The organism is Pseudomonas sp. IT-196MI5 (assembly GCF_949767415.1).
Classification (GTDB): Bacteria; Pseudomonadota; Gammaproteobacteria; order Pseudomonadales; family Pseudomonadaceae; genus Aquipseudomonas.
This window is the reverse complement of record NZ_CATKPZ010000029.1, coordinates 1-24,488: the sequence shown is the minus strand read 5'-3', so window position 1 is coordinate 24,488 and position 24,488 is coordinate 1. Positions and strand designations below refer to the sequence as shown.

The 24,488-nt window shown below is 61.4% G+C and carries 24 protein-coding genes, 1 tRNA gene and 2 pseudogenes; 16 read left to right on the top strand and 11 right to left on the bottom strand.

The genetic code is table 11. The features are described 5' to 3' along the window. Nucleotides 1–343 precede the first annotated feature (343 nt). Nucleotides 344–850 carry a DoxX family protein gene (locus tag ACM6IK_RS18110; RefSeq protein ID WP_414875438.1) on the top strand — a complete coding sequence of 169 codons (507 nt, stop codon included), beginning with the start codon at nucleotides 344–346 and terminating at the stop codon, nucleotides 848–850. A gap of 49 nt (nucleotides 851–899) precedes the next feature. On the opposite strand, the gene ACM6IK_RS18105 is transcribed toward ACM6IK_RS18110, so the two are convergent. Together ACM6IK_RS18105 and ACM6IK_RS18100 are read right to left on the bottom strand one after the other, a co-directional pair. After that, nucleotides 900–1,913, bottom strand: a complete 1,014-nt coding sequence (locus ACM6IK_RS18105) for a GlxA family transcriptional regulator (RefSeq protein ID WP_414875437.1) — start codon at nucleotides 1,911–1,913, stop codon at nucleotides 900–902. A 202-nt stretch (nucleotides 1,914–2,115) separates the two neighbouring features. Further along, nucleotides 2,116–2,217 (bottom strand): annotated as a pseudogene (locus ACM6IK_RS18100) (proline/glycine betaine ABC transporter permease); the annotation flags it as partial. Nucleotides 2,218–2,295: 78 nt separating this feature from the next. On the opposite strand from ACM6IK_RS18100, the gene ACM6IK_RS18095 reads away from it, so the two are divergent. Next, the gene (locus ACM6IK_RS18095) at nucleotides 2,296–2,958 is read left to right on the top strand and encodes a glutathione S-transferase family protein (RefSeq protein ID WP_414875436.1); all 663 of its coding nucleotides are present in this window, start codon (nucleotides 2,296–2,298) and stop codon (nucleotides 2,956–2,958) included. 84 nt (nucleotides 2,959–3,042) lie between these two features. On the opposite strand, the gene ACM6IK_RS18090 is transcribed toward ACM6IK_RS18095, so the two are convergent. After that, nucleotides 3,043–3,117, bottom strand: a tRNA-Gln gene (locus ACM6IK_RS18090). Between the two features lie 306 nt (nucleotides 3,118–3,423). Here ACM6IK_RS18090 and ACM6IK_RS18085 point away from each other — a divergent pair. Continuing rightward, nucleotides 3,424–3,867 (top strand): hypothetical protein, encoded by a 444-nt coding sequence (locus ACM6IK_RS18085; RefSeq protein ID WP_414875435.1) that lies wholly within the window; start codon nucleotides 3,424–3,426, stop codon nucleotides 3,865–3,867. Nucleotides 3,868–3,980: 113 nt separating this feature from the next. Then, nucleotides 3,981–4,562, top strand: coding sequence for a hypothetical protein (locus ACM6IK_RS18080; RefSeq protein ID WP_414875434.1), 582 nt, complete (start codon nucleotides 3,981–3,983; stop codon nucleotides 4,560–4,562). A gap of 41 nt (nucleotides 4,563–4,603) precedes the next feature. On the opposite strand, the gene ACM6IK_RS18075 is transcribed toward ACM6IK_RS18080, so the two are convergent. The 3 genes from ACM6IK_RS18075 to ACM6IK_RS18065 form a co-directional block, all read right to left on the bottom strand. Next, on the bottom strand, nucleotides 4,604–6,592 hold the full coding sequence (locus tag ACM6IK_RS18075; RefSeq protein WP_414875433.1) for a peptidase U32 family protein: 1,989 nt from the start codon (nucleotides 6,590–6,592) through the stop codon (nucleotides 4,604–4,606). Nucleotides 6,593–6,867: 275 nt separating this feature from the next. Further along, the gene (locus tag ACM6IK_RS18070; RefSeq protein ID WP_223547268.1) at nucleotides 6,868–7,248 is read right to left on the bottom strand and encodes a RidA family protein; all 381 of its coding nucleotides are present in this window, start codon (nucleotides 7,246–7,248) and stop codon (nucleotides 6,868–6,870) included. Between the two features lie 144 nt (nucleotides 7,249–7,392). Beyond that, nucleotides 7,393–8,166, bottom strand: a complete 774-nt coding sequence (locus ACM6IK_RS18065) for an AraC family transcriptional regulator (RefSeq protein ID WP_414875432.1) — start codon at nucleotides 8,164–8,166, stop codon at nucleotides 7,393–7,395. A 133-nt stretch (nucleotides 8,167–8,299) separates the two neighbouring features. Between ACM6IK_RS18065 and ACM6IK_RS18060 the strand changes: the two genes are divergently transcribed. The 3 genes from ACM6IK_RS18060 to ACM6IK_RS18050 all read left to right on the top strand — a co-directional run bounded on the left by ACM6IK_RS18060 (nucleotide 8,300) and on the right by ACM6IK_RS18050 (nucleotide 10,983). Beyond that, nucleotides 8,300–9,529, top strand: a complete 1,230-nt coding sequence (locus tag ACM6IK_RS18060; protein ID WP_414875431.1) for an MFS transporter — start codon at nucleotides 8,300–8,302, stop codon at nucleotides 9,527–9,529. A 75-nt stretch (nucleotides 9,530–9,604) separates the two neighbouring features. Next, on the top strand, nucleotides 9,605–10,000 hold the full coding sequence (locus ACM6IK_RS18055) for a VOC family protein (protein WP_414875430.1): 396 nt from the start codon (nucleotides 9,605–9,607) through the stop codon (nucleotides 9,998–10,000). A 158-nt stretch (nucleotides 10,001–10,158) separates the two neighbouring features. Beyond that, nucleotides 10,159–10,983 carry a response regulator transcription factor gene (locus ACM6IK_RS18050; RefSeq protein WP_414875429.1) on the top strand — a complete coding sequence of 275 codons (825 nt, stop codon included), beginning with the start codon at nucleotides 10,159–10,161 and terminating at the stop codon, nucleotides 10,981–10,983. A 140-nt stretch (nucleotides 10,984–11,123) separates the two neighbouring features. On the opposite strand, the gene ACM6IK_RS18045 is transcribed toward ACM6IK_RS18050, so the two are convergent. Beyond that, the gene (locus tag ACM6IK_RS18045) at nucleotides 11,124–11,471 is read right to left on the bottom strand and encodes a DUF6124 family protein (protein ID WP_414875428.1); all 348 of its coding nucleotides are present in this window, start codon (nucleotides 11,469–11,471) and stop codon (nucleotides 11,124–11,126) included. A 554-nt stretch (nucleotides 11,472–12,025) separates the two neighbouring features. On the opposite strand from ACM6IK_RS18045, the gene ACM6IK_RS18040 reads away from it, so the two are divergent. From ACM6IK_RS18040 to ACM6IK_RS18015, 6 genes are all read left to right on the top strand, one after another. Continuing rightward, nucleotides 12,026–13,141 (top strand): ABC transporter ATP-binding protein, encoded by a 1,116-nt coding sequence (locus ACM6IK_RS18040; RefSeq protein ID WP_414875427.1) that lies wholly within the window; start codon nucleotides 12,026–12,028, stop codon nucleotides 13,139–13,141. A 39-nt stretch (nucleotides 13,142–13,180) separates the two neighbouring features. After that, nucleotides 13,181–14,323 carry an ABC transporter substrate-binding protein gene (locus ACM6IK_RS18035; protein WP_414875426.1) on the top strand — a complete coding sequence of 381 codons (1,143 nt, stop codon included), beginning with the start codon at nucleotides 13,181–13,183 and terminating at the stop codon, nucleotides 14,321–14,323. 31 nt (nucleotides 14,324–14,354) lie between these two features. Beyond that, nucleotides 14,355–15,272, top strand: a complete 918-nt coding sequence (locus ACM6IK_RS18030; RefSeq protein WP_414875425.1) for an ABC transporter permease — start codon at nucleotides 14,355–14,357, stop codon at nucleotides 15,270–15,272. Between the two features lies 1 nt (nucleotide 15,273). Continuing rightward, complete coding sequence (locus tag ACM6IK_RS18025; RefSeq protein WP_414875424.1) at nucleotides 15,274–16,101, top strand: ABC transporter permease; 828 nt, start codon at nucleotides 15,274–15,276, stop codon at nucleotides 16,099–16,101. After that, nucleotides 16,094–17,566, top strand: a complete 1,473-nt coding sequence (locus ACM6IK_RS18020) for an aldehyde dehydrogenase family protein (protein ID WP_414875423.1) — start codon at nucleotides 16,094–16,096, stop codon at nucleotides 17,564–17,566. Before ACM6IK_RS18025 ends, ACM6IK_RS18020 begins: the two co-directional genes overlap by 8 nt. A 244-nt stretch (nucleotides 17,567–17,810) precedes the next feature. After that, nucleotides 17,811–18,578 (top strand): metallophosphoesterase, encoded by a 768-nt coding sequence (locus ACM6IK_RS18015; RefSeq protein ID WP_414875422.1) that lies wholly within the window; start codon nucleotides 17,811–17,813, stop codon nucleotides 18,576–18,578. A gap of 59 nt (nucleotides 18,579–18,637) precedes the next feature. On the opposite strand, the gene ACM6IK_RS18010 is transcribed toward ACM6IK_RS18015, so the two are convergent. Beyond that, the gene (locus ACM6IK_RS18010; RefSeq protein ID WP_414875421.1) at nucleotides 18,638–19,657 is read right to left on the bottom strand and encodes a GlxA family transcriptional regulator; all 1,020 of its coding nucleotides are present in this window, start codon (nucleotides 19,655–19,657) and stop codon (nucleotides 18,638–18,640) included. Nucleotides 19,658–19,780: 123 nt separating this feature from the next. On the opposite strand from ACM6IK_RS18010, the gene ACM6IK_RS18005 reads away from it, so the two are divergent. The 3 genes from ACM6IK_RS18005 to ahr all read left to right on the top strand — a co-directional run bounded on the left by ACM6IK_RS18005 (nucleotide 19,781) and on the right by ahr (nucleotide 22,506). Continuing rightward, entirely contained in the window at nucleotides 19,781–20,422 is a 642-nt protein-coding gene (locus ACM6IK_RS18005; protein WP_414875420.1) for an HD domain-containing protein, read from the top strand. 35 nt (nucleotides 20,423–20,457) lie between these two features. Beyond that, nucleotides 20,458–21,339, top strand: coding sequence for an NmrA family NAD(P)-binding protein (locus ACM6IK_RS18000; protein ID WP_414875419.1), 882 nt, complete (start codon nucleotides 20,458–20,460; stop codon nucleotides 21,337–21,339). A 135-nt stretch (nucleotides 21,340–21,474) separates the two neighbouring features. Then, entirely contained in the window at nucleotides 21,475–22,506 is a 1,032-nt protein-coding gene (gene ahr / locus ACM6IK_RS17995; protein ID WP_414875418.1) for an NADPH-dependent aldehyde reductase Ahr, read from the top strand. A gap of 53 nt (nucleotides 22,507–22,559) precedes the next feature. Here the strand turns inward: ahr and ACM6IK_RS17990 are convergent, their stop codons facing one another. From ACM6IK_RS17990 to ACM6IK_RS17980, 3 genes and pseudogenes are all read right to left on the bottom strand, one after another. After that, nucleotides 22,560–24,110, bottom strand: a complete 1,551-nt coding sequence (locus ACM6IK_RS17990; RefSeq protein WP_414875417.1) for an ArnT family glycosyltransferase — start codon at nucleotides 24,108–24,110, stop codon at nucleotides 22,560–22,562. Between the two features lie 3 nt (nucleotides 24,111–24,113). Further along, nucleotides 24,114–24,392 (bottom strand): lipid-A-disaccharide synthase N-terminal domain-containing protein, encoded by a 279-nt coding sequence (locus tag ACM6IK_RS17985; RefSeq protein ID WP_414875416.1) that lies wholly within the window; start codon nucleotides 24,390–24,392, stop codon nucleotides 24,114–24,116. After that, nucleotides 24,389–24,488 (bottom strand): annotated as a pseudogene (locus ACM6IK_RS17980) (dolichol-phosphate mannosyltransferase); the annotation flags it as partial. The gene ACM6IK_RS17985 and the pseudogene ACM6IK_RS17980, both read right to left, overlap by 4 nt.

Below are 24,488 nucleotides of genomic sequence, written 5' to 3'. Positions count from 1 at the left end.
ATGACGCCGCCGGGCAACTGACCCGCATCGACGACACCCGGCGCGGCGCGCTCAGCTACCGCTACGATCCACTCGGTCGCCTGCTCGCCGCCCAGACCATCAGCGGCGAAGAGACCTTTGCCTTCGATCCGGCCAGCAATCTCCCACAAGGTTACCGGTTACGTATCTCAATGTGTACAGCCCCGCCCCCGACACACCCCGCACTCAAAACCCCGCCACAACGACACACCGCAGATACACCCCATTGATGAAATACGCCCGTCGATTGGCCACGCCGGTCAAACGCTCAATTCACCGGGCACACCGTTGCCCCGTCTCCCTGACCTGAAAGAGATCAATGTCCATGAGCACCTCCATTTCTTCGGCCGTCAAAGGCCTGCACCTGAACCTCGACCGTGCCGGCGACTGGGTTGCGCCTTTGGCGCTGCGGGTGTTCCTCGCCTGGGAGTTCTTCGAGTCGGGCCTGGAGAAATTCAACGGCCAGAACTGGTTCACCGATATCCAGGAGCGCTTCCCGTTTCCGTTCGACCACCTTCCGGCGACGCTGAACTGGGAACTGTCGATGTGGGCCGAACTGATCTTTTCCATGACCTTGCTGCTGGGCCTGGGCACGCGTTTTTCGGCGTTGAGCCTGATGGTGGTGACCCTCGTCGCAACCGCCGCCATCCATTGGCCCGCCGACTGGCACACCCTGAGCGAACTTGCCCGAGGCTATGCCATCAGCAACAAGGGTTACGGCAACTTCAAGCTGCCGTTGATCTACCTGATGGCCTTCACGCCGCTGTTGCTGTCGGGTGGCGGCAAGCTCAGCATTGATGCGCTGCTGGCTCGTTGCTTCTGGCGCCGCTGAAACGAAACCTGCAACGCAGGCACCAGGATGCCGGGCGTTAATCAGTCGCTTACTTGACCAGCCTGGTTTCCCTGGACGGCCGATAGCCAAAATAGGAGCTGTAGCACTTGCTGAAATGGCTGGGAGAAACGAATCCACAGGCGACCGAGACTTCGACGATGGTCAGCGTGGTGTGCTGCAGCAAGCGCCGCGCTTCGGTGATGCGCAAGTCCATGTAATAGCGTTGTGGCGTGGTACCCAGTTGTTCCTTGAACAGACGCTCGATCTGCCGGCGAGAGCGCCCTGCGTAGAGGCACAGCGTCTCCATTTCCAGGGGCTCCTCCAGATTGGCGTCCATCAGGTTGACCACCTCTCTGAGCGGACCACTGACCGAGACGTTAAGCGACGGCTTGATGCGCCGGTAGCGTGAGGCCTCGAACGCCAGAATGTCCTCGATACCATCGGTCAGTGCCTTGTCATACAACCCCCGGATCCACTCCAGGGCCATGTAGAACGTACCGGTCGGGCTCGACGCTGTCAGGCGGTCACGGTCCACCACGTAAGCTTCGCTGGTGACCTGGGTCAGCTTGGCAATTTCCGCCAGCGCCGGGCGGTGTTCCGGGTGAATCGCACAGCGATAACCATCGAGCAGACCGGCGCGTCCGAGAAACCATGCACCGTTCCACACACCAGCCAGGGTAACGCCCTGCTCCGCCGCGTCTTGCAGAAGGCTGATCAATGCCTCGTCGGCGTGCAGATGGGTGCGGTATCCGCCACAGACCACCAGCAGGTCCAGGTTCTGGATCTCGGCATGACTGAGGCAGGCGTCGGGACGGATGACCAGGCCCAGATCACTGATCACCTCGGCGTTCTTCAGGCCGAAGGTTTTCGTTGAAAACAGCTCCGGCCTTAACAGGTTGGCCGTTACGACCGTATCCAGCGCCTGGGTAAACGCCGGCAGCGAGAAATGCTCCAGCAACAGGAAGCCCGCACGCGCTTGCAAAACGGGTTGGCCTTCATGCTCTTTGAGGAAGCGAAGGTTTTTGCCTTTCATCGCTCCGCTGAACTGACGTCGCTCTACCAACGCTCGCCTCGCTTCGTCCTGTCGACGAACCTGTGAAATAACGCTTTGATACCTGTCGCTCCCGACCTGAAAACCTGTATCCCCTGGCGCCGAACATTCGGCGCCTGCACTGTTTACGCAAATTGAGAGCCTTGAGCAAGCCAGTCTTTTGCCGCGCCCCTTAATCCAGTTTGCGCGGGGATTGAACAGAATCGCTCGCGGCGACGCGCTTGGCCCGGGCCGCCAGCACGCCCAAAGGAAAGGCAATCGCCACCGAAATCAGCACCGCCACGCAGACCAGGGCAATGGTCTGCGTGGACGCGACCCTCCTGACGAGCCGCCTCGCGCCGACGCGAACCCCGGTCGATACTGCACAGGCCTTCCCTTCACCGAGGAAACAAACATGTCACTGACTCTTTATTTCCACCCGCTCTCGTCCTTCTGCCACAAAGCGCTGATCGCGCTCTATGAACTGAACATCGCGTTTGAAAAAAGGATTATCGACCTGGGCAACGATGCCGACCGGGCCGAACTTCAGGCGCTGTGGCCGATTGGCAAGTTCCCGGTGCTGCGCGATCACGCCCGGCAAAAGGATGTACCGGAGTCGAGTGTGATCATTGAGTACCTGGACCGGATTCATCCCGGCCAGGCGCAGCTGATTGCACACGATTGGGAAGCAGCCCTGGAAGTACGCCTGTGGGATCGGTTTTTTGACCTGTACGTCCAGGTGCCGATGCAGAAGATCGTCGCTGACCGAATCAATGCCACCAACGGCGACCTGACCCGCGAACGCACCGCGCTGACAACGGCGTACGGCATGCTTGAGCGTCAACTGGCAGCAAGAACCTGGGTGGCCAGCCCGGCGTTCAGCATGGCCGATTGCGCCGCCGCCCCGGCGCTGTTCTACGCCAGCACCCTCGTGCCGTTTCCCGACGATTACCGGCACTTGAGTGCTTATTTCGACAGGTTGGTCCAAAGGCCCTCAGTCACGCGCGTGATCGACGAGGCAAGGCCGTATTTTTCCTGGTATCCGTTTGCCGAGGCCATCCCGGAGCGCTTTCGGTAGAGGCGGACAACGGGCGCAAAAACGCAAAAACCGACGAATAATAACCGCTGGTCGAGTGTTATCTGATTACGCAGGAATAAAAAATGGCAGGGGCGGCTGGATTCGAACCAACGCATGGCAGGATCAAAACCTGCTGCCTTACCGCTTGGCGACGCCCCTGTATCTGTTGCGATGAGTGCCTGGCACTCGCTTTCTTGAGTGGCAACAAGAGCTGTTGCCAGCTTGCACGAAAGGTCCCCTGAGGGCCTGTGCAAGAGTGGGCGCAATTTACCAACTTTTTCCTCGCCTGGGAAGCCCCAACAAAACAATTTGTTTTTTTAAAACAGACGCTTAGTGTTGAAGCGAATCTCGGCCAGTGGTCGACACAGGTTCAGCCCGACCAGGTCTGCTACGCTTTTCCTTACTCGAATGGAATCGGGAATCGTGTGCGCACCACCCTTCCCCTTGCCATCTGAGGGCGCCAATGTGAAAGGCAAATTACTGGCTCCCGCTGCAACCCTACTGGTTGTCGGGGCCGCGATCTACGGGTTGAATACCTGGGAACATATCCAGAGCCAGCGACAGGAAACGGTCTGCAAGGCCGCCCGGGAGCATCTCAACCGGCTGGAAACCCAGACGCGTGCCTTGGCCTCCGGGCTGACGGTCGAAGCCTATGCCGAAGCCGAAAAAGCCGAAGCCGGCCAGTTGGTTCTAGCGCTCGATACCGCAAAAGATGCAGCCGAGGTCGATGCCGTCATCGACAAGCACGCTGCGGCCATCGAGGCGCAGATAACGGCCGAGGACGCAGAGGTCCAGTCTCGGGGCGAGCAACCCTTCCTCGGTCAGGAAATGAAAAAACAACGCATCCCCACCGACGTCAAACAGGAATACAAACGCGCTGAAAAAGCCGTCGCCGAAACCTGCGGATAGTGCCGACTGCCAGCTCCAGGTTTGTCGCCAGCGTCTAGACTTCAGCAAAAGCAGATTGCAACCAGACTCCGCGTTATAACAAAAGACCTGTAAAAAACGAGGGAGTCTCGACTTTGAAAATATCAACCCTCTATGCCATCGCGAGCCTGCTGGTGTCCGTCGCGGTGTCTGCCAACGGCGTCATTCCTGTCCTCGAAATGGACTTCACACGGTCTGCGATGGAAACCCTGAAAAAAATCGGTATCAACGACGCGTGCATCATCGGCGCTTCGAGCCCCGCTGCGTTCACCTACTGCCGGGAAGGATCGATGACACTCTGGAAGTATCAGGCACTGGACCTGGAACAAATGGCGACAATACACAGTGATGCACAACGCCCCACAACGGTTTACCAGCCCATTTCTGTCGTGGAATTCGAGAGCGCGGCCTGTGAACACGAATACAACCTGTCCGCCGCCAAAAAGCCGGCAACGATACGTTGGCTGATCCTCGGCCTGATGGCTGTTTCCTTGCTGATCGGCTTGGTTTACACCTATCGGGCCATTCTGCAGCGCCGCCATGACGCCACCGTGTACTCGCAACCCCATGAGCCAGGGTCGGGCGAATTTCAGGCAACCGCACAAACAAAAGCCCTGGCAGCGTTTGGTCTGGCTGTTGCCGTGGCATTCGTTTACTTCAACTACGCAGGGTATTGAACAACAGGTGGGCGCGCCGTTGCGGCGTGCCCACCCGTCACTCAGTGCGGAGCGCGCGGGATGGTCTTGAGCAGGTCTTCGGGGCTGATGTGACCAACCACGCTGCCCGGTTGCGGCAGGTTGAGGATGTGGCCCTTCATCTTGCCGATGATGTGCATTTCACAAGGCTTGCAGTCGAACTTCAGCGTCAGCACTTCATCGCCGTGGATCAATTGCATCGGTGCAACCTTGGTGCGCACGCCAGTCACGCCCTTGGCCTGTTTCGGGCACAGATTGAAGGAGAAGCGCAGGCAGTGCTTGGTGATCATCACCGGTACTTCGCCGGTCTCCTCGTGGGCCTCGTAGGCCGCATCGATCAGCTTGACGCCATGCCGGTGATAAAAGTCGCGAGCTTTCTGGTTGTACACGTTGGCCAGGAACGACAAGTGCGACTCGGGGTACACCGGCGGCGGGCTGGTTTCGGCCTTGCGGCTGCCACGCGGGTGGGCGGCAACCCGCGCTTCGGTCAGGGCTTCAATCACTTCACGGCGCACGGCCTTGAGCTGCGAGTTCGGGATGAAGTACGCCTGCGGCGCGTCCAGCTTGATGTCGATGGCGTGGTACTGCGTGGTGCCCAGTTGACCGAGCAGATCCTGCAGTTGCTCCAGCGCCTGTTCCGGCTTGTTGGCGGCGCCGAACGGGCCGTTCAGGGTGACGCTGGCGCTGATGCCTTCTTCGCTGGTAGCGGTCAGTTCCAGCTGGTCTTCACGCAGGCGCGCGACCCAGCTCAGGGCGATACGACGCTCGGCGGAGGTCTTTTGCAGCGCCTGTTGCCAGTTGTGATCGAGATTGCGATTCAGCGGATGGTTGGGGCGCAGCTTGTACATCCCCTCCGGCATCTCATTGGGCTCGACGCGATAGCGATAGCGCTTCTCGCCGTCCTCCTCGAACTCGCCTTTGGGTTCGGCGATGTTGGCGCGAAATCCCACCACTTCACGCTTGACCAGCACGTTGAGGCCGTCGCCATTGGACAGCGGCTCGTGCGTCACGACCTGCATGTCACGCTTGGCAACCTTCTCGACCACACCCACTGGCAGACCGGTGAAGGTCGGCGAGTCAAAGGCGCCGATATCGATCTTGCGGTCAGTGACGAAGTAATCGGTGCTGCCGCGGTGGAAGGTTTTTTCCGGGTCGGGCAGGAAGAAGTGCGCGGTGCGGCCGCTGGAGGCGCGGGCCAGGTCCGGACGGTCTTCGAGCACGGCGTCCAGGCGCTGGCGGTAGTAGGCAGTGATGTTTTTCACATAGCCCATGTCCTTGTAGCGACCTTCGATCTTGAACGAACGCACGCCGGCCTCGACCAGGGCGCGGATGTTGGCGCTCTGATTGTTGTCCTTCATCGACAACAGGTGCTTTTCGTAGGCGATCACCCCACCCTTTTCGTCCTTGAGGGTGTACGGCAGACGGCAGGCTTGCGAGCAGTCGCCACGGTTGGCGCTGCGCCCGGTCTGGGCGTGGGAAATGTTGCACTGACCGGAAAACGCCACGCACAACGCGCCATGGATAAAGAACTCGATGGCCGCGTCGGTTTCGTCGGCGATGGCACGGATCTCCTGGAGATTCAGCTCGCGGGCCAGCACCAGTTGCGAGAAGCCGGCCTGATCGAGGAACTTCGCCCGTTCCAGGGTACGAATGTCGGTCTGGGTACTGGCGTGCAGCTCGATCGGCGGAATGTCCAGTTCCATCACCCCCAGGTCCTGGACGATCAGCGCATCGACGCCGGCATCGTACAACTGATGGATCAGCTGGCGGGCCGGTTCCAGTTCGTTGTCGTGCAGGATGGTATTGATGGTGGTGAACACCCGGGCATGGTAACGACGGGCGAATTCCACCAATTGGGCGATATCGCTCACTTCGTTGCAGGCGTTGTGGCGGGCGCCGAAGCTCGGACCACCAATGTACACGGCATCGGCACCATGCAGGATGGCCTCGCGGGCGATGCTCACATCGCGGGCAGGGCTGAGCAATTCCAGGTGATGTTTGGGCAAAGACATAGTTTTTTTAGTCAGGCTTGTCACGGTCGAGGCGTGCATTGTAGCGGCGAAACGCCTGACCGGCACCCGAATGCTGCCGGGTGGCGTTTCGGGCAGGCCTGGCCTGCCTCACCCCCTGTGGGAGCGAGCCTGCTCGCGATGGAAGTTAACGATGACACGGGCATCCTGTATGCACGCGTCGCCCTTATGTTCATCGCGAGCAGGCTCGCTCCCACATTTGTTCGGCGTCGACCACACATCCAGCCCACAGGAAATGTGTGTATGTCTAGCTGAGATCAGGCCTTGGCCGCCATCGCGGTCACTTCCACGCGCATGCCTTCCACTGCCAACGAGGCAACCCCGACAGCAGCGCGCACCGGCCATGGTTTGGCGAAGTAGCGCTTGTAAACCTCGTTGAACGCGGCGCGGTCGGCCATGTCGGTGAGGTAGATGGTCAGGTGCATCACGCGGTCCATGGAACTGCCGGCACGCTCCAGCGCAACCTTCAGCGCTTGCAGGGTGCATTCGCTTTGCAGGGTGATGTCGCCCAGTTCCAGGCTGCCGTCGGCGCGGGTCGGGATCTGGGTGGAGACCAGCACGCCACCGAAACCTGCGACGTCGGAGGAAATCGAATCGGCATCAGGATCGGGGGTAAAGGTCAGGTCGTGGTTTGCCATTGCAGGTTCTCTTGCTTGAAAGGGTAAGGCGAGCGCCTTTTGCGCGGTCAGTTTACAGGGCGATCCCTGGCGCGTCGCTAATCCAGACCGGACGACTGCTCGTGGCCGGTGGCTTGGCGGTACTGGCGCGGGGTCAAGCGTCCATCACTTGAAAAAATCACTCGGCGTCTTGCCGAATTGTTTCTTGAACATGGTCGTGAACGCGCTCGGGCTGTCGTATCCCAGCTCCCCGGCGATGTCGATAATCTTCTCCCCGACGGCGATGCGTTCCAGCGCCAACAGCAACCGCGCTTGCTGGCGCCACTGGCCGAAGGTCATGCCGGTTTCCTTGCGAAACCTGCGCTGGATGGTTTTGGCGTCGAGGCTCAAGCGGGCGCTCCAGTCCGACAACGTCGAGCCATCCCCGGGATCACGCTGCAACGCGGTGCAGATCAGGTTGATCCGTGGATCGGTGGGCTGCGACAGGTTCAACGGCAAGGTCGGCAGGATCGTCAGTTCATCCAGCATCAGCCGCAGCACCCGGGCTTCCCGCGAGTCCGGATCGCCGTTGAAATCGAAATCGACCGAGACCTTGATCAGCTCACTGAGCAATGCGGACACACTCACGGCCCGGGTTTCGGTGGGCAGATCCAGGCTCGCGTCGGGGTGCACGAACACGCTGCGCATCTTGATCGGCCCCACACAGCGAATCGAGTGCACTTCTCCACTCGGCATCCAGATGCCGCGGCTCGGTGGCACCGTCCATTGGCTCGTTGCCGTGTGCACCACCATCACGCCTTCGATGGCATAGATCAGTTGATGCTTTTCATGGGAATGCGGCGCGATATTCCAGTTTTCCGGGTAGTCGGTCGCACTGCTGCGAACGCTCCAGCCGCCCAGGTCGATCTCCGCCAGAAATGTCTTTAATGGTTTGATCATGACGCCCTTTTTTAGATGGTCCATGCCCGAGTTGCGCGAGACGGGCGCCTTCTGGGCCCATAGGATAACGCCGAACCCTGAAATGGGCTGCGCCTTGCGTTCGCAGTTCGCGTTTTTATCCGGAAACTCGCCTATGTCGACCACTACCCTCAGCTCACCCTCGCCCACCGTCTCGGTTGCAAGCCAGGCCAGCCCGCTGGTCATGCGTGTCATCGGCGCTTGCGCCCTGGCGCACCTGATCAACGACTTGATCCAGGCCGTGCTGCCGTCGATCTACCCGATGCTCAAGACCACCTATGGCCTGAGTTTCACCCAGGTCGGCCTGATCACCCTGACCTTCCAGCTCACCGCTTCACTGCTGCAACCGTGGATCGGTTTCTACACCGACCGTCATCCCAAGCCGTGGCTGTTGCCGGCCGGCATGGTCTGCACCCTGATCGGTATTCTGATGCTGTCGATGGTCGGCAGCTTCCCGGCCATTCTCGTGGCCTCGGCGCTGGTGGGGGTTGGCTCGTCGACCTTTCACCCGGAGACCTCGCGGGTGGCGCGCCTCGCCTCGGGCGGTCGCTACGGCCTGGCGCAGTCGACCTTTCAGGTCGGTGGCAACGCCGGCAGCGCCTTCGGCCCATTGCTGGCCGCCGCGATCATCATTCCCTACGGCCAGGGCAACGTCGCCTGGTTCGGCCTGTTCGCGGTATTCGCCATCCTCGTGCAGTACGGCCTGAGCCGCTGGTACCGCAATCACCTGAGCCTGTTCAAGCTCAAGCAAGGCAGCAAGGCCACCCACGGCCTGTCCAGGCGGCGGGTGACCTTCGCCCTGGTGGTGCTGGCGCTGCTGGTGTTCTCCAAATACTTCTACATGGCCAGCTTCACCAGTTACTTCACCTTCTACCTGATCGAGAAATTCGACCTGTCGGTAGCCAGTTCGCAGCTGTACCTGTTCCTGTTCCTCGGCGCCGTCGCAGCGGGCACGTTCTTTGGCGGCCCGATCGGCGACCGGATCGGCCGCAAGCAGGTGATCTGGTTTTCAATCCTCGGCGCCGCGCCCTTCACCCTCGCCCTGCCCTACGTCGACCTGTTCTGGACGGGCGTGCTGAGCATGATCATCGGCTTCATCCTCGCCTCGGCATTCTCGGCCATCGTGGTCTTCGCCCAGGAACTGGTGCCCGGCAACGTCGGCATGATCGCCGGGGTGTTCTTCGGCCTGATGTTCGGATTCGGCGGCATTGGCGCCGCGCTGCTCGGGCATCTGGCGGATATCCATGGCATCGAGTACGTCTACACGCTGTGTTCGTTCCTGCCGCTGTTGGGAATTCTGACCATACTGTTGCCGTCTACCAGACAACACCCGTCGGGTGCGTGAATGGCCAAGGGGGTGTTCTGCTGAACAGGAGAGCACCCTCCAGGTTTGCGGCCCAGCCATCAGGAGGATCAACCCATGAAAATCGTAGTCACCAGCGTGTTTGTCGATGATCAGGCCAAGGCGCTTGCCTTCTACCGGGATGTGCTCGGTTTTGAACTCAAGCACGATATCCCCATGGGCGAACATCGCTGGCTGACGCTGACCTCTCCCGGCGATCCCGATGGCGTCGAGTTGCTGCTGGAGCCCAATGCCCACGGCGCAGCAAAGACGTTCCAGGCAGCGATCAAGCAGGATGGCATTCCCTGCACGTTTTTCGGCGTCGAAGACGTGCAAGCCGAATTTGCCCGGCTCAGCGCCGCCGGCGTGCAATTCACCCGTCCGCCGACAGTGATGGGACCGGTCACCCTCGCGGTACTGGACGACACCTGCGGCAATCTCATCCAGATCGTCCAGCACCACTCAACCGCCTGATCATTTCTGCTACCCGCCCTGTAGCACTCGGTAACACCCAGCCCCAGTGCGGTGCGTCTTTTAAACGCCTTGCCGTCCGCCAACCCGCGCCACACGGGGCCACCCGCCATGGCGTACTTTGTGCATCCAAAGGCCATCTTCCGCTGCCTGTAGCCGCCATGCGCCCCAAGGAACTGAAACTCTGGACCACCGGAGTCGCCCACCTGTTCGACCTGCCTGCCGGGCATGCGCGGCTGTCGGGGTTGAGCCACTGGATCCGGCACATCTGCCCGGTCGATCACTTCGTGTTGTTTGTCTACGAAGGCAATCACCGGCCGCTGGCGTTGTTCGATACGTTCTCGGCGGACAAGCGCGCGGTGTATGTCGACGACTATCAGTGCGGGCCCTACCTGCTCGATCCGTTCTACCTGGCCTGCACCCGCGGCCAGGCGCCGGGGCTGTGGCGTTTGCGCCAGTTCGCCCCCGACCACTTCTACCTCGGCGAGTACTTCCTGACCTATTACCAGCAAACGGGTCTGGCCGAAGAAGTGGCGTTTTTCGTCGACCTCGGCGATGGCGCCACGGCGGTGTTGTCGTTGATGCGTTCCAGCGCCAGCTGCGCCTTCAGCCGGGACGAAATGCAGTTGGTCGAATGCGCGCAAGCGGTGGTCGAACAGGTCATCAACGAAGCCTGGCGCTTGCGCCAGGCCCAACAACCGCGACCGGCGCAGGACCTGGACTTCAAGATCCGCGAAGCCTTCGACCACTTCGGCGCACACATCCTCACCGGCCGCGAGCAGGAAATCGTTCAACTGTTGCTGCGCGGCCACTCCAGTGCTTCGGTGGCCGAACAACTGAACATCAGCCCCGGCACGGTGAAGATTCACCGCAAGAACATCTACGCCAAGCTGGGCATTGGCAGCCAGTCGGAATTGCTGGGGTTGTTTATTCGGGAGTTGACGGAGGATCCGTTGCAGGTGCCGGGCCTCAAGCTGCAAGCCTGATACCTGCAGGTTAGTAGAGAACCCTGTAGGAGCGAGCCTGCTCGCGATGGCGTCAGTACGGCCAACATCCCTGTTTCTGATACACCGCCATCGCGAGCAGGCTCACTCCTACAGGTTTATCGGTGTTCTGGAGATTGTGGTCAGGGCGGATCAAGCCGATCCAGCGCCCGGTTCACCGCCAACTCACCCAACATGATCACCTGCGCAATCCCCAGCAGCGCATTGCGACTCGTCCCTTCCAGATGATCCACCAGATCGTTGGCCATGACATTGGCCGACGCCAGCGATTCACAGGCGTGCACCAGCAAGGTTTCGGTATTGAGCTCGGGATTGACGATGAACATCGTGCCGGGTTTGCGCGGCGTTGCCATGATGTGGGGGCTGGGGTTGAGCGCGCGCTCGGCGGCCTCGTTGAGTTTGTTTGAATCGAGACTTTCGCACGGAGATGCGGGATCGGTGTTCGGCGGGTTGGGTGTGACCTTGAACATAGTGAAACTCCTTGTACCGTAAAAAGGAGCCATCACTCTCACGCTACCAAACGTTGGGTGGTGGCCATACGCAGGTTGGTAGACCGGGTACAAGGAAACCGGCGCGCCCGAAGGTGCCCTGTGCATGGCCACCATGTAGCAGAGCAGAAAAACGCTGCTGATAGTGACGCATTGCACCTTGTAACACCGGGCTACCAAACCCGATCACTGTTGTTATTCAGCGACCGGCAAACGATAAGATCCGACCCCAAGGCGCACAAGCCGGCGGATTCTGGCGTACCTGTAGGCAACGACGCAAGGTGGTGTAGCCTTCGCGAAGTAACTCCGGGTGTCTTTAAACACGCATCTGCATTTTGTAGGAGCGAGCCTGCTCGCGATGGTCGTTAACGAATACGTGTGATGACTGGCTGAACGCAGCGATCTTGAGCCCATCGCGAGCAGGCTCGCTCCTACAACAAGCGCTCCTATCCCCCAAGGGATATATACACCGCAAAACCCCGATTGCTAGTTTGGCCCCCGACGCACTGACTCATCACTGCAAGGGAGCCCGCCTCGTGAACGACACCCCGCCAAGCGATATCGAATTCTGCAATGTGGTCAAGCGCTATGGTGAGGTGCAGGCCGTCAGCGGTCTGGATTTCGCGGTGCGGCGTGGCTCGTTTCATTCCTTCCTCGGCGGTTCGGGCTGTGGCAAGACCACCACCCTGCGCATGATCGCCGGCTTCGAGCAGCCCACCAGCGGTGAGGTGCGGCTGGCCGGCAAAAGCGTGGCCGGTGTGCCAGCGTTCGAGCGGCCGGTGAACATGGTGTTCCAGCATTACGCGTTGTTCCCGCATCTGACCGTGGCGCAGAACATTGCCTACGGCCTGCGTTATCGCAATCCACGCCCGGACAAAAAGCAGCAACTGCGTATGGCCGATGAAGCGCTGGAGATGGTGCGCCTGAGCGGCTTCGGCCAGCGCAAACCGAGTGAATTGTCCGGCGGCCAGCAACAGCGTGTCGCCCTCGCCCGCGCCTTGGTCAACAAGCCGACAGTGTTGCTGCTCGACGAGCCACTGGCTGCACTGGACCGCAAGCTGCGCAAGGAGATGCAATCGGAATTGCTGCGCCTGCAACGGGAGGTCGGTATCACCTTCGTGCTGGTCACCCATGACCAGGAAGAAGCCCTGTCAATGAGCGACAGCATCAGCGTGATGCACAACGGTTCGATCATCCAGACCGCCACCCCGGAACAACTCTACGAAGCCCCGGCCAGCCGTTACGTGGCCGACTTTATCGGCGAGTCGAACCTGTTCGACGGCACCGTGCGCCAGCTCAACGGCAACTCGGTGGTGCTGCGCACCGGTCAAGGGCTGGAACTGACCAGCCCGTTGACACCTACCGGCAAGGGCCTGAGCGCCAACGCCGCCGGTTGCATTGCGGTGCGGCCGGAGCTGATCAGCATCGCCGGGGCCGGCGCCGAGATGAGCCGCGAAGTGAAGCTGCAAGGCTGCGTCGAGGACCGCATCTACCTGGGCAACTCCACCGAATACCGTGTGCGCACCCAAGCCTTCGGCGTGGTCTGCGTGCGGGTGCCGCGTCAGCAGGATCACGGCGCCAATGCATTCGAACACGGCGCGGCAGTGCGCGTCGGCTGGGATCACGCCAATGGCCTGGCCATGGCGTTGTAAATCATCGATTCGTTTCATCAACCGGATATGGAGCGTGCTATGGACCAGAAGACTTTTATAAAAACCCTGCGCAGCTGGCAGAACGGCTCGATCAGTCGCCGCGAGTTCCTCGGCCGCACCGGCCTTGGGATCGCCGCCGCCGTGGTCGCCACCAACATGCCCGGCCTGCTGACCTCCACCGCCGAGGCCGCCGAGCAAACCAGGCTCGGTGATCGCCTGTCGCTGGCGACCTGGCCGAACTACCACAGCCAGGAAAACCTCGACGCTTTCGCCAAGACCACCGGCGCCCGGGTGTCGATGAGCGTATTCGGTTCCAACGAAGAAATGCTCGCCAAATTGCAGGCCGGCGGCAGTGGCTGGGACGTGCTGGTGCCGACCAACTACACCATCAGCACCTACGTCGGCCTGGGCCTGATCGAACCGCTGGACCTGTCGCGCATTCCCAACTTCGACGCCTCGGCGTTCCAGCAGAAATTCATGGCCCAGGGCACGGTAGACGGCAAGGTCTACGCGGTGCCGAAAAACTGGGGCACCACCGGCATGCTCTACGACACCGGCAAACTGAAAAACGGCCCGACCAGTTGGAAGGAGTTCTGGGTCGCTGCCCAAGGCCCGGCCAGTGGCCGCACGATGGTCCACGACTACCAGTTGACCGCCATCGGCAACGCGCTGAAAAGCTTCGGCTACAGCTTCAACTCCCTGGACCCGAAAGAACTGGCCGATGCGGAAAAACTGCTGATCGAGGTCAAGCCGCACCTGTTTGCAATCAACTCCGACATCCAGCCATCGATGCGCAGCGGCGATGCCTGGCTGGCGATGTCCTGGACCGGCGACGCCTCGCAATTGCACCGCGACAACGCGCAAATGCAGTTCGAACTGGGCAAGGAAGGTGGCGAGCTGTGGAGCGACTTCTTCGCCATCCCCAAAAGCTCGGAGCACAAGGACGCCGCCTACGCGTTCATCAACTACCTGCTCGACCCGCAGCACAACAAGCTGGAAGTGCTGAGCCATGGCTACCCGAGCGGCGACAAGCGTGTCGACGCGCTGCTGCCGGTGGCGATGCTCGATGATCCGATCATGTACCCGGCCGCCGAGGCCCTGAGCCCGCTGGAGTTCGGTGCCGCCACGACGCTGACCAGCCCGGCGCGCGCCGAACTGATGGCGCGTTTCAAGTCCGCCTGATCGCTTGACCATGGCCAATGAGGAGTCACCCATGAATGCCGCCGCCCACCCGCAAACGGTGCAGCCGGGCCGTGCCCTGTCGGTCGAGGTTCGCCAACGGCGCAGCCTGGGCCGGCGCATCACCCTGCTGATGCTCTTGCCTTCGACCCTGTGGTTCCTGCTGCTGTTGTTGATGCCACTGGTGATCATCCTGGTCTTCAGTTTCGGCTCGCGCAGCGCCGTGGGCGGTTACGCCGGTGGCTTCACCCTGGCCAACTACCTGAACCTCGGTTCTCGCGGCGCGGCGTTCAGCAACACGCTGATGCTGGCGCCGCTGGGCACGCTGGTGTGTCTGGTGGCGGCTTATCCGCTGGCGTACTTCCTCGCGGTCAAGGTCTCACGGAACCGCTCGCTGTTGCTGACCCTGGTGATCGTGCCGTTCTGGACCAGTTTCCTGATCCGCACCTATGCGTGGATTTTCATCCTCAGCGGCAAGGGCATTCCGGCGCTGCTGGTCAGCCTGGGGCTTGAGGATGTGCGGCTGATCAACACGCCGTGGGCAGTGCTGATCGGCATCGTCTACGGCTACCTGCCGCTGATGGTGTTCCCGATCTACGTCAGCCTGGAAAAACTCGACAAGCGCCTGCTCGAAGCCTCGGCGGACCTGGGTGCCAGCGCCTTCGAAAGCTTGCGCCGAATCACCCTGCCGCTGTCCGCGCCGGGGATCATTACCGGGGTGATGCTGGTGTTCATCCTGTTGATGGGCGAGTTCCTGATCCCGGCCATTCTCGGCGGCGGCAAGGTGTTCTTTGTCGGTAACGCGCTGGTCGACCTGTTCCTGCAATCGCGCAACTGGCCGTTCGGCAGTGCGCTGGCCATGACGCTGGTGGCGATGATGCTGCTGATCATCGGCCTGTACTTGAAACTGGTGGCGCGCTACGGCGGCAGCCCTGCCGACGGAGGTCTGTGACATGTGGCTGCGCAGCTATTCCACCTCGTTGTACCTGTTCCTCTATGCGCCGATTGCCTTGATCGTGCTGTTCAGCTTCAACGCCGGGCGCAGTGGCCTGGCGTTCCAGTGCTGCTCGGTGCAATGGTTCGGCACCGCGTTCGGCAACCCGTTCATCATGGAAGCCTTGGGCAACAGCGCGCTGATTGCCGCAAGTTCCGCGGTGATTGCCACGCTGTTCGGCACCCTGGCGGTGTTCGGCTTGCAGCGTTGCGGCGCCAAGGTGCGCCTGCTGTTCGATGCGCTGACCTACTGCGCGATCATCGTGCCGGGCATCGTCATCGGCATCTCGACGCTGATTGCCTTCATCAGCCTGTTCGACCTGATCAACCCGCTGCTGGCGAGCTGGTTGCCGACAATGCCGAAGTTGAACATGGGGTTCTTCACCGTGATCGCCGCACACTCGCTGTTCACCATGGCCCTGGTGATGGTGATCGTGCGCAGCCGCGTCGACTCGCTGGACAAGGCCTTGCTGGAAGCCTCGGCGGACCTGTACGCGCCACCGCTGGACACCTTCTGGCGGGTGACCCTGCCGCAGATCAGCCCGGCGATCATGGCCGGGTTCCTGCTGGCCTTCACCTTCAGCTTCGACGATTTCATCATCGCGTTCTTCGTCGCCGGTTCCGAAACGACGCTGCCGATCTACATCTTTTCCTCCATCCGCCGCGGCGTGACGCCAGAGATCAACGCGATTTCCACGGTGATCATCTGCGTGTCGCTGGCCCTGCTGTTCACTTCCCGCCATCTGCAAAACCGCCGTACCGGCGTCCAGGAGTCTCACCATGCGTGATCAGCTTTACATCAACGGCGAATGGGTCAGTCCGGACCTGGGCGGCTATCTGGACGTGATCGATCCGGCTACCGAACAGGTCTTCCACCGCGTGGCGGCGGGCACTGAAGAGGATGTCGATCATGCCGTGCGTGCGGCCCGTCGCTCCTTCGACAATGGTTGGGGCCAGACCGGCGGCGCCGAGCGTGCGCAGTGGCTGGAGGCGCTGGCCGATGAGCTGGAACGTGGTCAGCAGGCGCTGGCGGAACTGGAAGTGCGCGACAACGGCAAGCCTTTGCCCGAAGCACAGTGGGACATCGGCGATGCGATTGGTTGCTTTCGTTACTACGCCGGTTTGGCCCGCGAACTGGACCAGCAGCAGGACCAGCCGCTGGCCTTGCCGGACGCGCGTTTTCGCTGCCGCATCCGCCACGAGCCGATTGGCGTGGCCGGGCAGATCATCCCCTGGAATTACCCGCTGCTGATGGCTGCCTGGAAGGTGGCGCCAGCGCTGGCCGCCGGGGCCACGGTGGTGTTGAAACCGTCCGAACTGACGCCATTGACCGCGCTGGAACTGGCAGCCGCTGCCGATCGTATCGGCTTGCCCGCCGGGGTGCTGAACCTGGTCACCGGCCTCGGCGCCGACGCCGGCAGCCCACTCACCGAACACCCGGGCGTGGACAAACTGGCCTTCACCGGCAGCGTGCCCACCGGGGCGAAAATCATGTCGGCGGCGGCGCGGGACATCAAGAACATCAGTCTGGAACTGGGCGGCAAGTCTGCGTTCATCGTGTTCGACGACGCCGATGTCGACGCAGCGGTGGAGTGGATTCTGTTCGGGATCTTCTGGAACCAGGGCCAGGTGTGCAGCGCGACTTCACGCCTGCTGGTGCAGGAAACCATCGCCCCACGCCTGATCGAACGGCTGGTGGAAGAAACCCGCAAGATCAGCATCGGCCCTGGCATGCAGCCCGGCGTGCTGCTCGGGCCGCTGGTCAGCCAGGGCCAGTACGACAAGGTGCTGGGGTTCATCGACCAGGGCCTGGCCAGCGGCGCCCGTTTGCTCACCGGCGGACGGCGACCGGCGCATCTGGCCGAAGGGTATTTCATTGAGCCGGCGATTTTCGATGAACCAGGGCACAGCAGCATTTTGTGGCGCGAAGAAGTGTTCGGCCCGGTGCTGTGCATCAAGCGTTTCAAGACCGAAGAACAAGCGGTGCAAATGGCCAACGCCAGCCGCTTCGGCCTCGCCGCCGCCGTGATGAGCACGGATTTGCAGCGCACCGCCCGGGTCGCCAACCAGTTGCGCGCCGGGATTGTCTGGGTCAATTGCTCGCAACCAACCTTCGTCGAAGCGCCCTGGGGCGGCATGAAACACAGCGGCATCGGCCGCGAACTGGGCCAATGGGGGTTGCACAATTATCTGGAGGTCAAGCAGGTGACCGAGTACGTCAGTGACCAGCCTTGGGGGTGGTACTTGAAGTAAACAACTCCCACAGGAATTGTGACCAGCCGTGGGATTGGCGTTCACTGAAGATCAAAACTGTGGGAGCGAGCCTGCTCGCGAAAGCGGTGGGTCAGCCGACATCTCTGTTGGATGTGTCGGCCTCTTCGCGGGCAAGCCCGCTCCCACAGTGGATTTTCGGCGTGGCGTAAAGCCGGCTTGTGGCAACGGGTCGACAACGCGTAACTTGAATAGCCTGCCCTTCAAGACACGCCGGAGTTGATCCATGCGCATCGCCTTGCTGTCCGACATGCACCTGTCCGTCAACACGATCCCTTTTCCCGCCGTGGAGGCCGATATTGTCGTGCTCGCCGGGGACATCGCCCGGCCGGCCAAGGCCATCGAGTGGGCCAGGGCGTGCCCGGTTCCGCTGCTGTACGTGGCGGGCAATCACGAGTTTTATGGCAGCGACCTGGTCTCCACCTACGAACAGTTGAACAGCCTGGCGCAAGGCACACAGATCCACGTATTGGAACGTTCGGAGTACGTCCACGACGGCGTACGTTTTCTCGGTTGCACGCTGTGGTCTGACTACCGTCTGCTCGACAGCCCCGTGGATCGGGCGCTGGGCATCGATCTGGCGACCCAGTTGATCCGTGACTTCAGCCACATCAGGATCGCCCCCGATTTCCCCGACCTGTTCACGCCGGCCATTTCCCAACTGGTGTTTCTGCAGACCGTCGCCTGGCTGGAAGACTGCTTCACCCGCGACAGCAGCACACCCACGGTGGTGGTCTCGCATTTCGCCCCGACCCGGTCGAGCATCAGCCCGACGTTTGCCGATTCACCGATCAACTCAAGCTTCGTCTCGGACCTCGAAGCGCGGATCAAAGACTGGCAGCCGGCACTGTGGCTGCATGGCCATACCCATGGCAGCTTCGATTATCGGGTGGGCAGCACCCGCGTGCTCTGCAACCCCCGGGGATATGCCAAAAATGGCATCAACGAAAATCCTCATTTCGATGAGGCCTTGGTGATCGATCTGGAGTTCTGAGGTAACGCTCAGATCAACAGCTGCAGCGCATCGAACAGTTCGACATTCTCCGAAAGCCCCTACCCCACGTCTGGCGCGAAACGTTGCGCGTACTCCCTGGGACTCACGCCAAGGCGCCGGACGAAAACCTTCCTCAGTACGTCAATGCTGTGATAACCGCATCGGCGTGCGACCTCCTCCATCGAACGCCCACCCAGTTCGAGCTCCCGGCACGCGGCTTCCAGCCGAACGTCTTCAACGTACTTGGCCGGGGTGGTCTGCAACTCGCGCTGAAAGATCCGGATCAAGGTTCGGACACTGGTAGCAAAACGGTCTGCGAGGATTTCCACGGTCAACTGTGAACTCAGGTGCTCACTGATCCAGTGGCACAGCCCATCCAGATTTGAACCGGGCACCTGCTGCGATTGCAGGGCGACACTGAACTGCGCCTGCCCACCGGGACGGCGCAGGAACAGTACCAGGTTTTTCGCGATGTCCAGCGCAACGTCATCCCCCAGGTCTTCGCTGACCAACGCCAAGGCAAGGTCGATGCCTGCCGAGATACCGGCCGAGGTATAGACGTTGTCGTCCTTGATCCAGATCGGATTCGGATCGACCTGCACCTTGGGATAACGCTCGGCAAGATCGCGCGCCATGCGCCAGTGAGTCGTCGCCCGGCGCCCGTCCAGCAGCCCTGCGTCTGCCAGGGCGAACGCGCCGACACAGATCGAGCACACCCGTCGTACGCTTTCGGACCTCGTGCGTATCCATTCGATGGCCGCCCCGTCCAGTCGATCGATTGCCTGCCAGCCCGTCGCCACGATCAACGTGTCGATGGTCTTGTCGGCACGCCGCTCGTGCTCGAGGGTCGTGTGCGCCATGAGCCCGATGCCGGTGCTGCTGGCCATTTGCGGGTCGACGCCCGCGCAGACCAGTTCAAGCACGTAGGGCGCGAAGGCTCCGTCGTGCAGAGTGTTCGCCAGGGAAAACACCTCGGCCGGGCCGATGACGTCGAGCCCATCGACGGGTGGCAACCCCAGAATCACCACGCGTCTTGGTGTACGGCCCCTCAATGCATGGTCGGGTTTTTTCTTGCTCATCACGGCGGACTCCTGCACGTTCGAGGCGCCAATATTGGCACAAATCATCCGTTAATAGTCAATTGCGCCACACGGCGAATCCCTAGAGTGAATGGCAAGTCAACGTCATTCCCGGGAGGCACCATGAATACACCCATCAACATTGGCGGCTTCAGCGCTCCAGACTCCGAGCTAGCCCGCAAAGCCGCATCGCTCGTGGAGCGCGTCCACTCCAGGGCGCTTTTGCATCATGTGCACCGGACATGGTGGTTTGCCGAATTCCTTGGCCAGCGCCGGGGCTTGCAGTACGACCGGGAAGCGGTCTACCTCGCCGCACTGCTGCACGATCTGGGGCTGACGCCCGAGTTTGCCGCCGACCAGCGCTTTGAAGTCGATGGCGCCGAAGCCGCCCGTCGTTTTCTGCGGGCAAACGGTTATCCGCAGGCAAAAGCTGAACAGGTCTGGGATGCGATTGCCCTGCACTCCAGCGCCGGCATCGCCGAGCGCAAACAGCCGGAAATCGCCCTGATCTATCTGGGCGCCCATGTCGATGTCATGGGCCTGCACCTGGATGAAATCACCCCTTCGCTGGTCGACGACACGCTCGCGCTTTACCCCCGCATCGGCATGAAGGCGGCCTTCACCCAGGCCATTGCCGAGGTGGCCAGGAACAAACCCCATACGGCCATTGGTACCGGGCTCGCCGATGTCGGGCGCCGCCATGTCCATGGCTTCGATTGCCCGAATGTCTGCGACCTGATCGACAACGCACCCTTCGACAGCTGATCCACTTCCCGTTTATTACAGTGAGAGAACCCATCATGCAGCCACACAAATACCTCATCACCGGAGCAACCGGTAAAACCGGCATCTACACCGTCCGTCATCTGCTCAATGAAGGTCATGCAGTGCGCGCCTTCGTGCATCAACTGGACGAACGCAGCGCCGCCTTGCAGAACGAGGGCGCCGAAATCTTTGTCGGCGACCTGCTGGAACATGACGACATTTTGCGCGCCATGGATGGCGTGACCGGCGCGTACCTGTGCTACCCGGTTCGCCCCGGCTACATTCAGGCAACCGCCTATTTTGCCGATGCCGCTCGGCGCGCAGGCGTCGAGGTGGTGGTGGAAATGTCGCAGATTTCCGCGAGGGAAGACTCTCTGAGCCATGCCGCCCGCGACCACTGGATCGCCGAGCGCGTACTCGACTGGTCGGGCGTGCCAGTGGTGCACATTCGCCCGACGTTCTTTTCCGAATGGCTGATTTTTCCGTGGGTGCTGGATCAGATCGTCAAGGAAAACAAAATAACGCTGCCGTACGGTAGCGGGCGGCACGCACCGATAGCCGCCGAAGACCAGGCCCGTGTGATCGCCAGGCTCCTGACCCAGCCGACCGGCCATATTGGCAAGACCTACCCGTTGTGCGGTCCCGTCGAACTGAGCCATCAGCAAATTGCCGAGCAAATCAGCGCCATCGTCGGCCGCACCATCACCTACAGTCCGTCGACGCTGGAAGAGTATCGCCAGCACCTGCAGACCTACGATCTGCCGGAATTTGTCATCCAGCACTTCCTGGCGGTGGCCGTCGATTACCAGAACGGGATCTTTTCCGGAGTGGATGGCGTGATCGGGCAGATAACCGGTCAAACGCCGCAAACGGTGGCTGACTTCGTAGGGGCCAATCGCCAATTATTCGAACAGTGACCGCGGGCGTATGCGTCGGGTATTCAAGTATCCACGCTCGCGCCCGATGCAACGCCGGCAACCCGCTACACTTTCCTCGCTCCGCCGCTGCACCCCAGCGGCCAAGATCCCTGACGTCTGATCTGGAGGTATCCCATGAACGACAGCAGCGAACTCACCACCTTTACCGGCTGGGCCGCCACGGCAGCAGGCGCGCCACTGGAACCCTTCAGCTACGATCCCGGCCCGCTGGGCAGCGATGAGGTGGAAGTCGCCGTGGAATATTGCGGCGTCTGCCACTCCGACCAGTCGCTGATCGACAACGACTGGGGCATCAGCAGCTACCCCTTTATTCCCGGCCACGAGGTGGTCGGCCGTATCGTGCGGGTGGGCGACCAGGTTCGCGGCCTGGAAATGGGCCAACGAGTGGGCATCGGTTGGTACAAGGGCAGTTGCATGCATTGCACGTCGTGCATCGAAGGCTCGCATAACCTGTGTCGCACCGTGCAACCGACCATCATCGGCAGCAATGGCGGCTTTGCCGACCGCATTCGCTCGCACTGGGCCTGGGCCCTGCCGATCCCGGACGGGCTCGATCCGGCGATGGCCGGGCCGTTGTTCTGTGCCGGTTCGACCGTGTTCAACCCGCTGGTGGAATTCGGCATCAAGCCCACTGACCGGGTCGGCGTGGTGGGCATCGGCGGCCTCGGTCACCTGGCGCTGCGCTTCCTCAACGCCTGGGGCTGCGAAGTCACCGCCTTCACCTCATCGCTGAGCAAGCAGGACGAAGCCAGGCGCCTGGGCGCGCACAAGGTGGTCGCCTCGACCGATACCGATGCGCTCAATACCATTGCCGGCACCCTGGATTTTCTCCTGGTCACCGCCAACGCCAACCTCGACTGGACCGCCATGCTCGCCACCTTGCGCGGCAAGGGTCGCCTGCACTTTGTCGGCGTCGTGCCCGACGCCATCCCGGTGCACGTGTTCAACCTGATTCCCCAGCAAAAAGTCTTGTCGGCCTCACCGGTCGGCTCACCGGCCAACACCGCGATGATGCTGGAGTTCTGCGCCCGCCATCAGATCCTGCCGCAGGTCGAGATGTTTCCCATGAGCCGGATCAACGAAGCCATCGATCATTTGCGCAGCGGCAAGGCGCGCTACCGCGTGGTGCTGGATGCCAGTCAGTGACAGGCGACGAACGAAGAGAAAGGGCCGCTTGTTCAAGCGGCCCTTTTTTGCCCTCAGGGGTTGGTCACCTGTGCCGGCAGCGCTGGCATGTGCGGGTCATGCCAGGTGAACCGATAGGCTTTGCCGGCCTCTTGCGGGAGGCATTTGCCGTTGTCGGCATCCGCGCCTGCGATCGACCAGTTCGCCCGTGAGTTTTCGCCCAGTTCACGGGCCGCTTCGGGTTTGAAGCACTGGTTCAGCACGTCATCCGGCACCAGAGCGTAGGCCTTGGGGTGTTCGCGCAGATACTGCGCAGCCTTCTCGACGGAGGAATAATCCATGCCGAAATGCACGATTGGCTGACGGGCGAACAACCAGTGCCCTTCCTCCCAGTTGACCAGCACCAGATCGGCGCCCTGGGTCATGATCGCAGCCTGCGCCATGAGCACCTGATCAATGTTGGCGCCATCCTTGAGCGGTTCGATGAAACCACGGGCGAACCACAGTACGAACCAGGTCGCAGCCAATGCCGGGAACACCCGACGCAAACGCGGGTGCCTTTTGAACCAGCGCTTGAGCAGCCACGGGATCAACGGTGCGGCGACCAGCACCAACCCAGGCAGCGCCGGGTAGATGTACAACTTGCGCTTACCAGTGCTGATGCAGAAAAACAGCACCACCAGCAGTACCCAACCGAGCAATACCAGGACCCGGCCGTCACGTTTTTGCAACTGCCGGCGCCAGGCGGGCACCAGCCATGGCAGCACCAGCACCAGCGGTAGCCAGTACTGCGGAATCACGTTGGTGAAGAAGTACCAGAACGGTTCGCGGTGATGCCACGCGGCGGCATAACGGCCCGCGGTCTGGTGCAGGAGGATCTCCCGCGCATAGGCAATTTCGTCAGCGCTGCCATTGACGATGATGGACAACGCCAACGGCAACAGCCAGATCGCAATCGCTGCCAGCATCATCACCACCCCCAGCAACCACTTGCGTGCCTCGCCGGGCATGGCCACCACACCGGGCCAGTCTTTGCGCACCGCATAGGCGTAAGGGATCAGCAACAGCGCCGGCAGGAACCCCACGCCCTTGGTGATCACGCCAATGCCCATGGCCGCGCAGCCCGCGTAAAACCAGCGCCACGCAGGTCCCAGCAGCAGGTGCCGCGCCAGGCCGTAGAGGCCCAGGGAGGTGAACAGAATCAACAAGCTGTCGATCTGGCCAGTGCGCAGGATGCTGTAGGTCTGGTACGTCGCCAGGTACAACAGCGCAGCGTTGCGCCCGGTGCGCTGGGTCCACAGGCGACGACCCAGGTCATAGACCATCGCCGTGACCGTCACGGCCGAAAACAGCCCCGGGATATACAGGGCGATGTTCGGCTTGCCGGTCAGCCAGGTGAAAAACGCCACCGTCCACATGAAAATCGGCGGCTTGTCACCGTAGATCTCGGCGGCCCGGTGCGGGATCAGCCACGAGCCGTTTTGCAGCATCTCCAGTGCGACGCCGAGGAAACGCTCCTCGTCCACATTCTGTGCCTGACGCATCCCCAGCCCCGCGCCGATCAACAGCAGGGCAAGCAGCATCAGGCCCAGGCATTCGACCCTGGGCGACAGTGATCTACGCATGGTTTATTCCTTCACGCTTGTGCTTTTGGCAATCAATTGCAGGTTGCGAAAATAGACGATGGAGCCAAAGGCCTGCCCAGCGATGAACACCGGGTCCTGGCGATAAATGGCGTAGGCGAGCAACAAGGTGCTGCCGACGATGCTCAGGTACCAGAAGTTGGTCGGGATCACGCTGCGCTTCTTGTACTCGCTGTACAGCCACTGCAGGACAAACCGCCCGGTAAAGGCCACCTGCCCCGCAAAGCCGACCAGCAGCCACAGGGTTTCACGAGTCAACGTCATCCTTCGATCTCCTGGGCAATGGTGTTCAGCCGCGTGCGCTTGATCAGCCACCAGACGCCGAACAAATCGAGAATGCCAACCAGGGCGCGGTCGAGA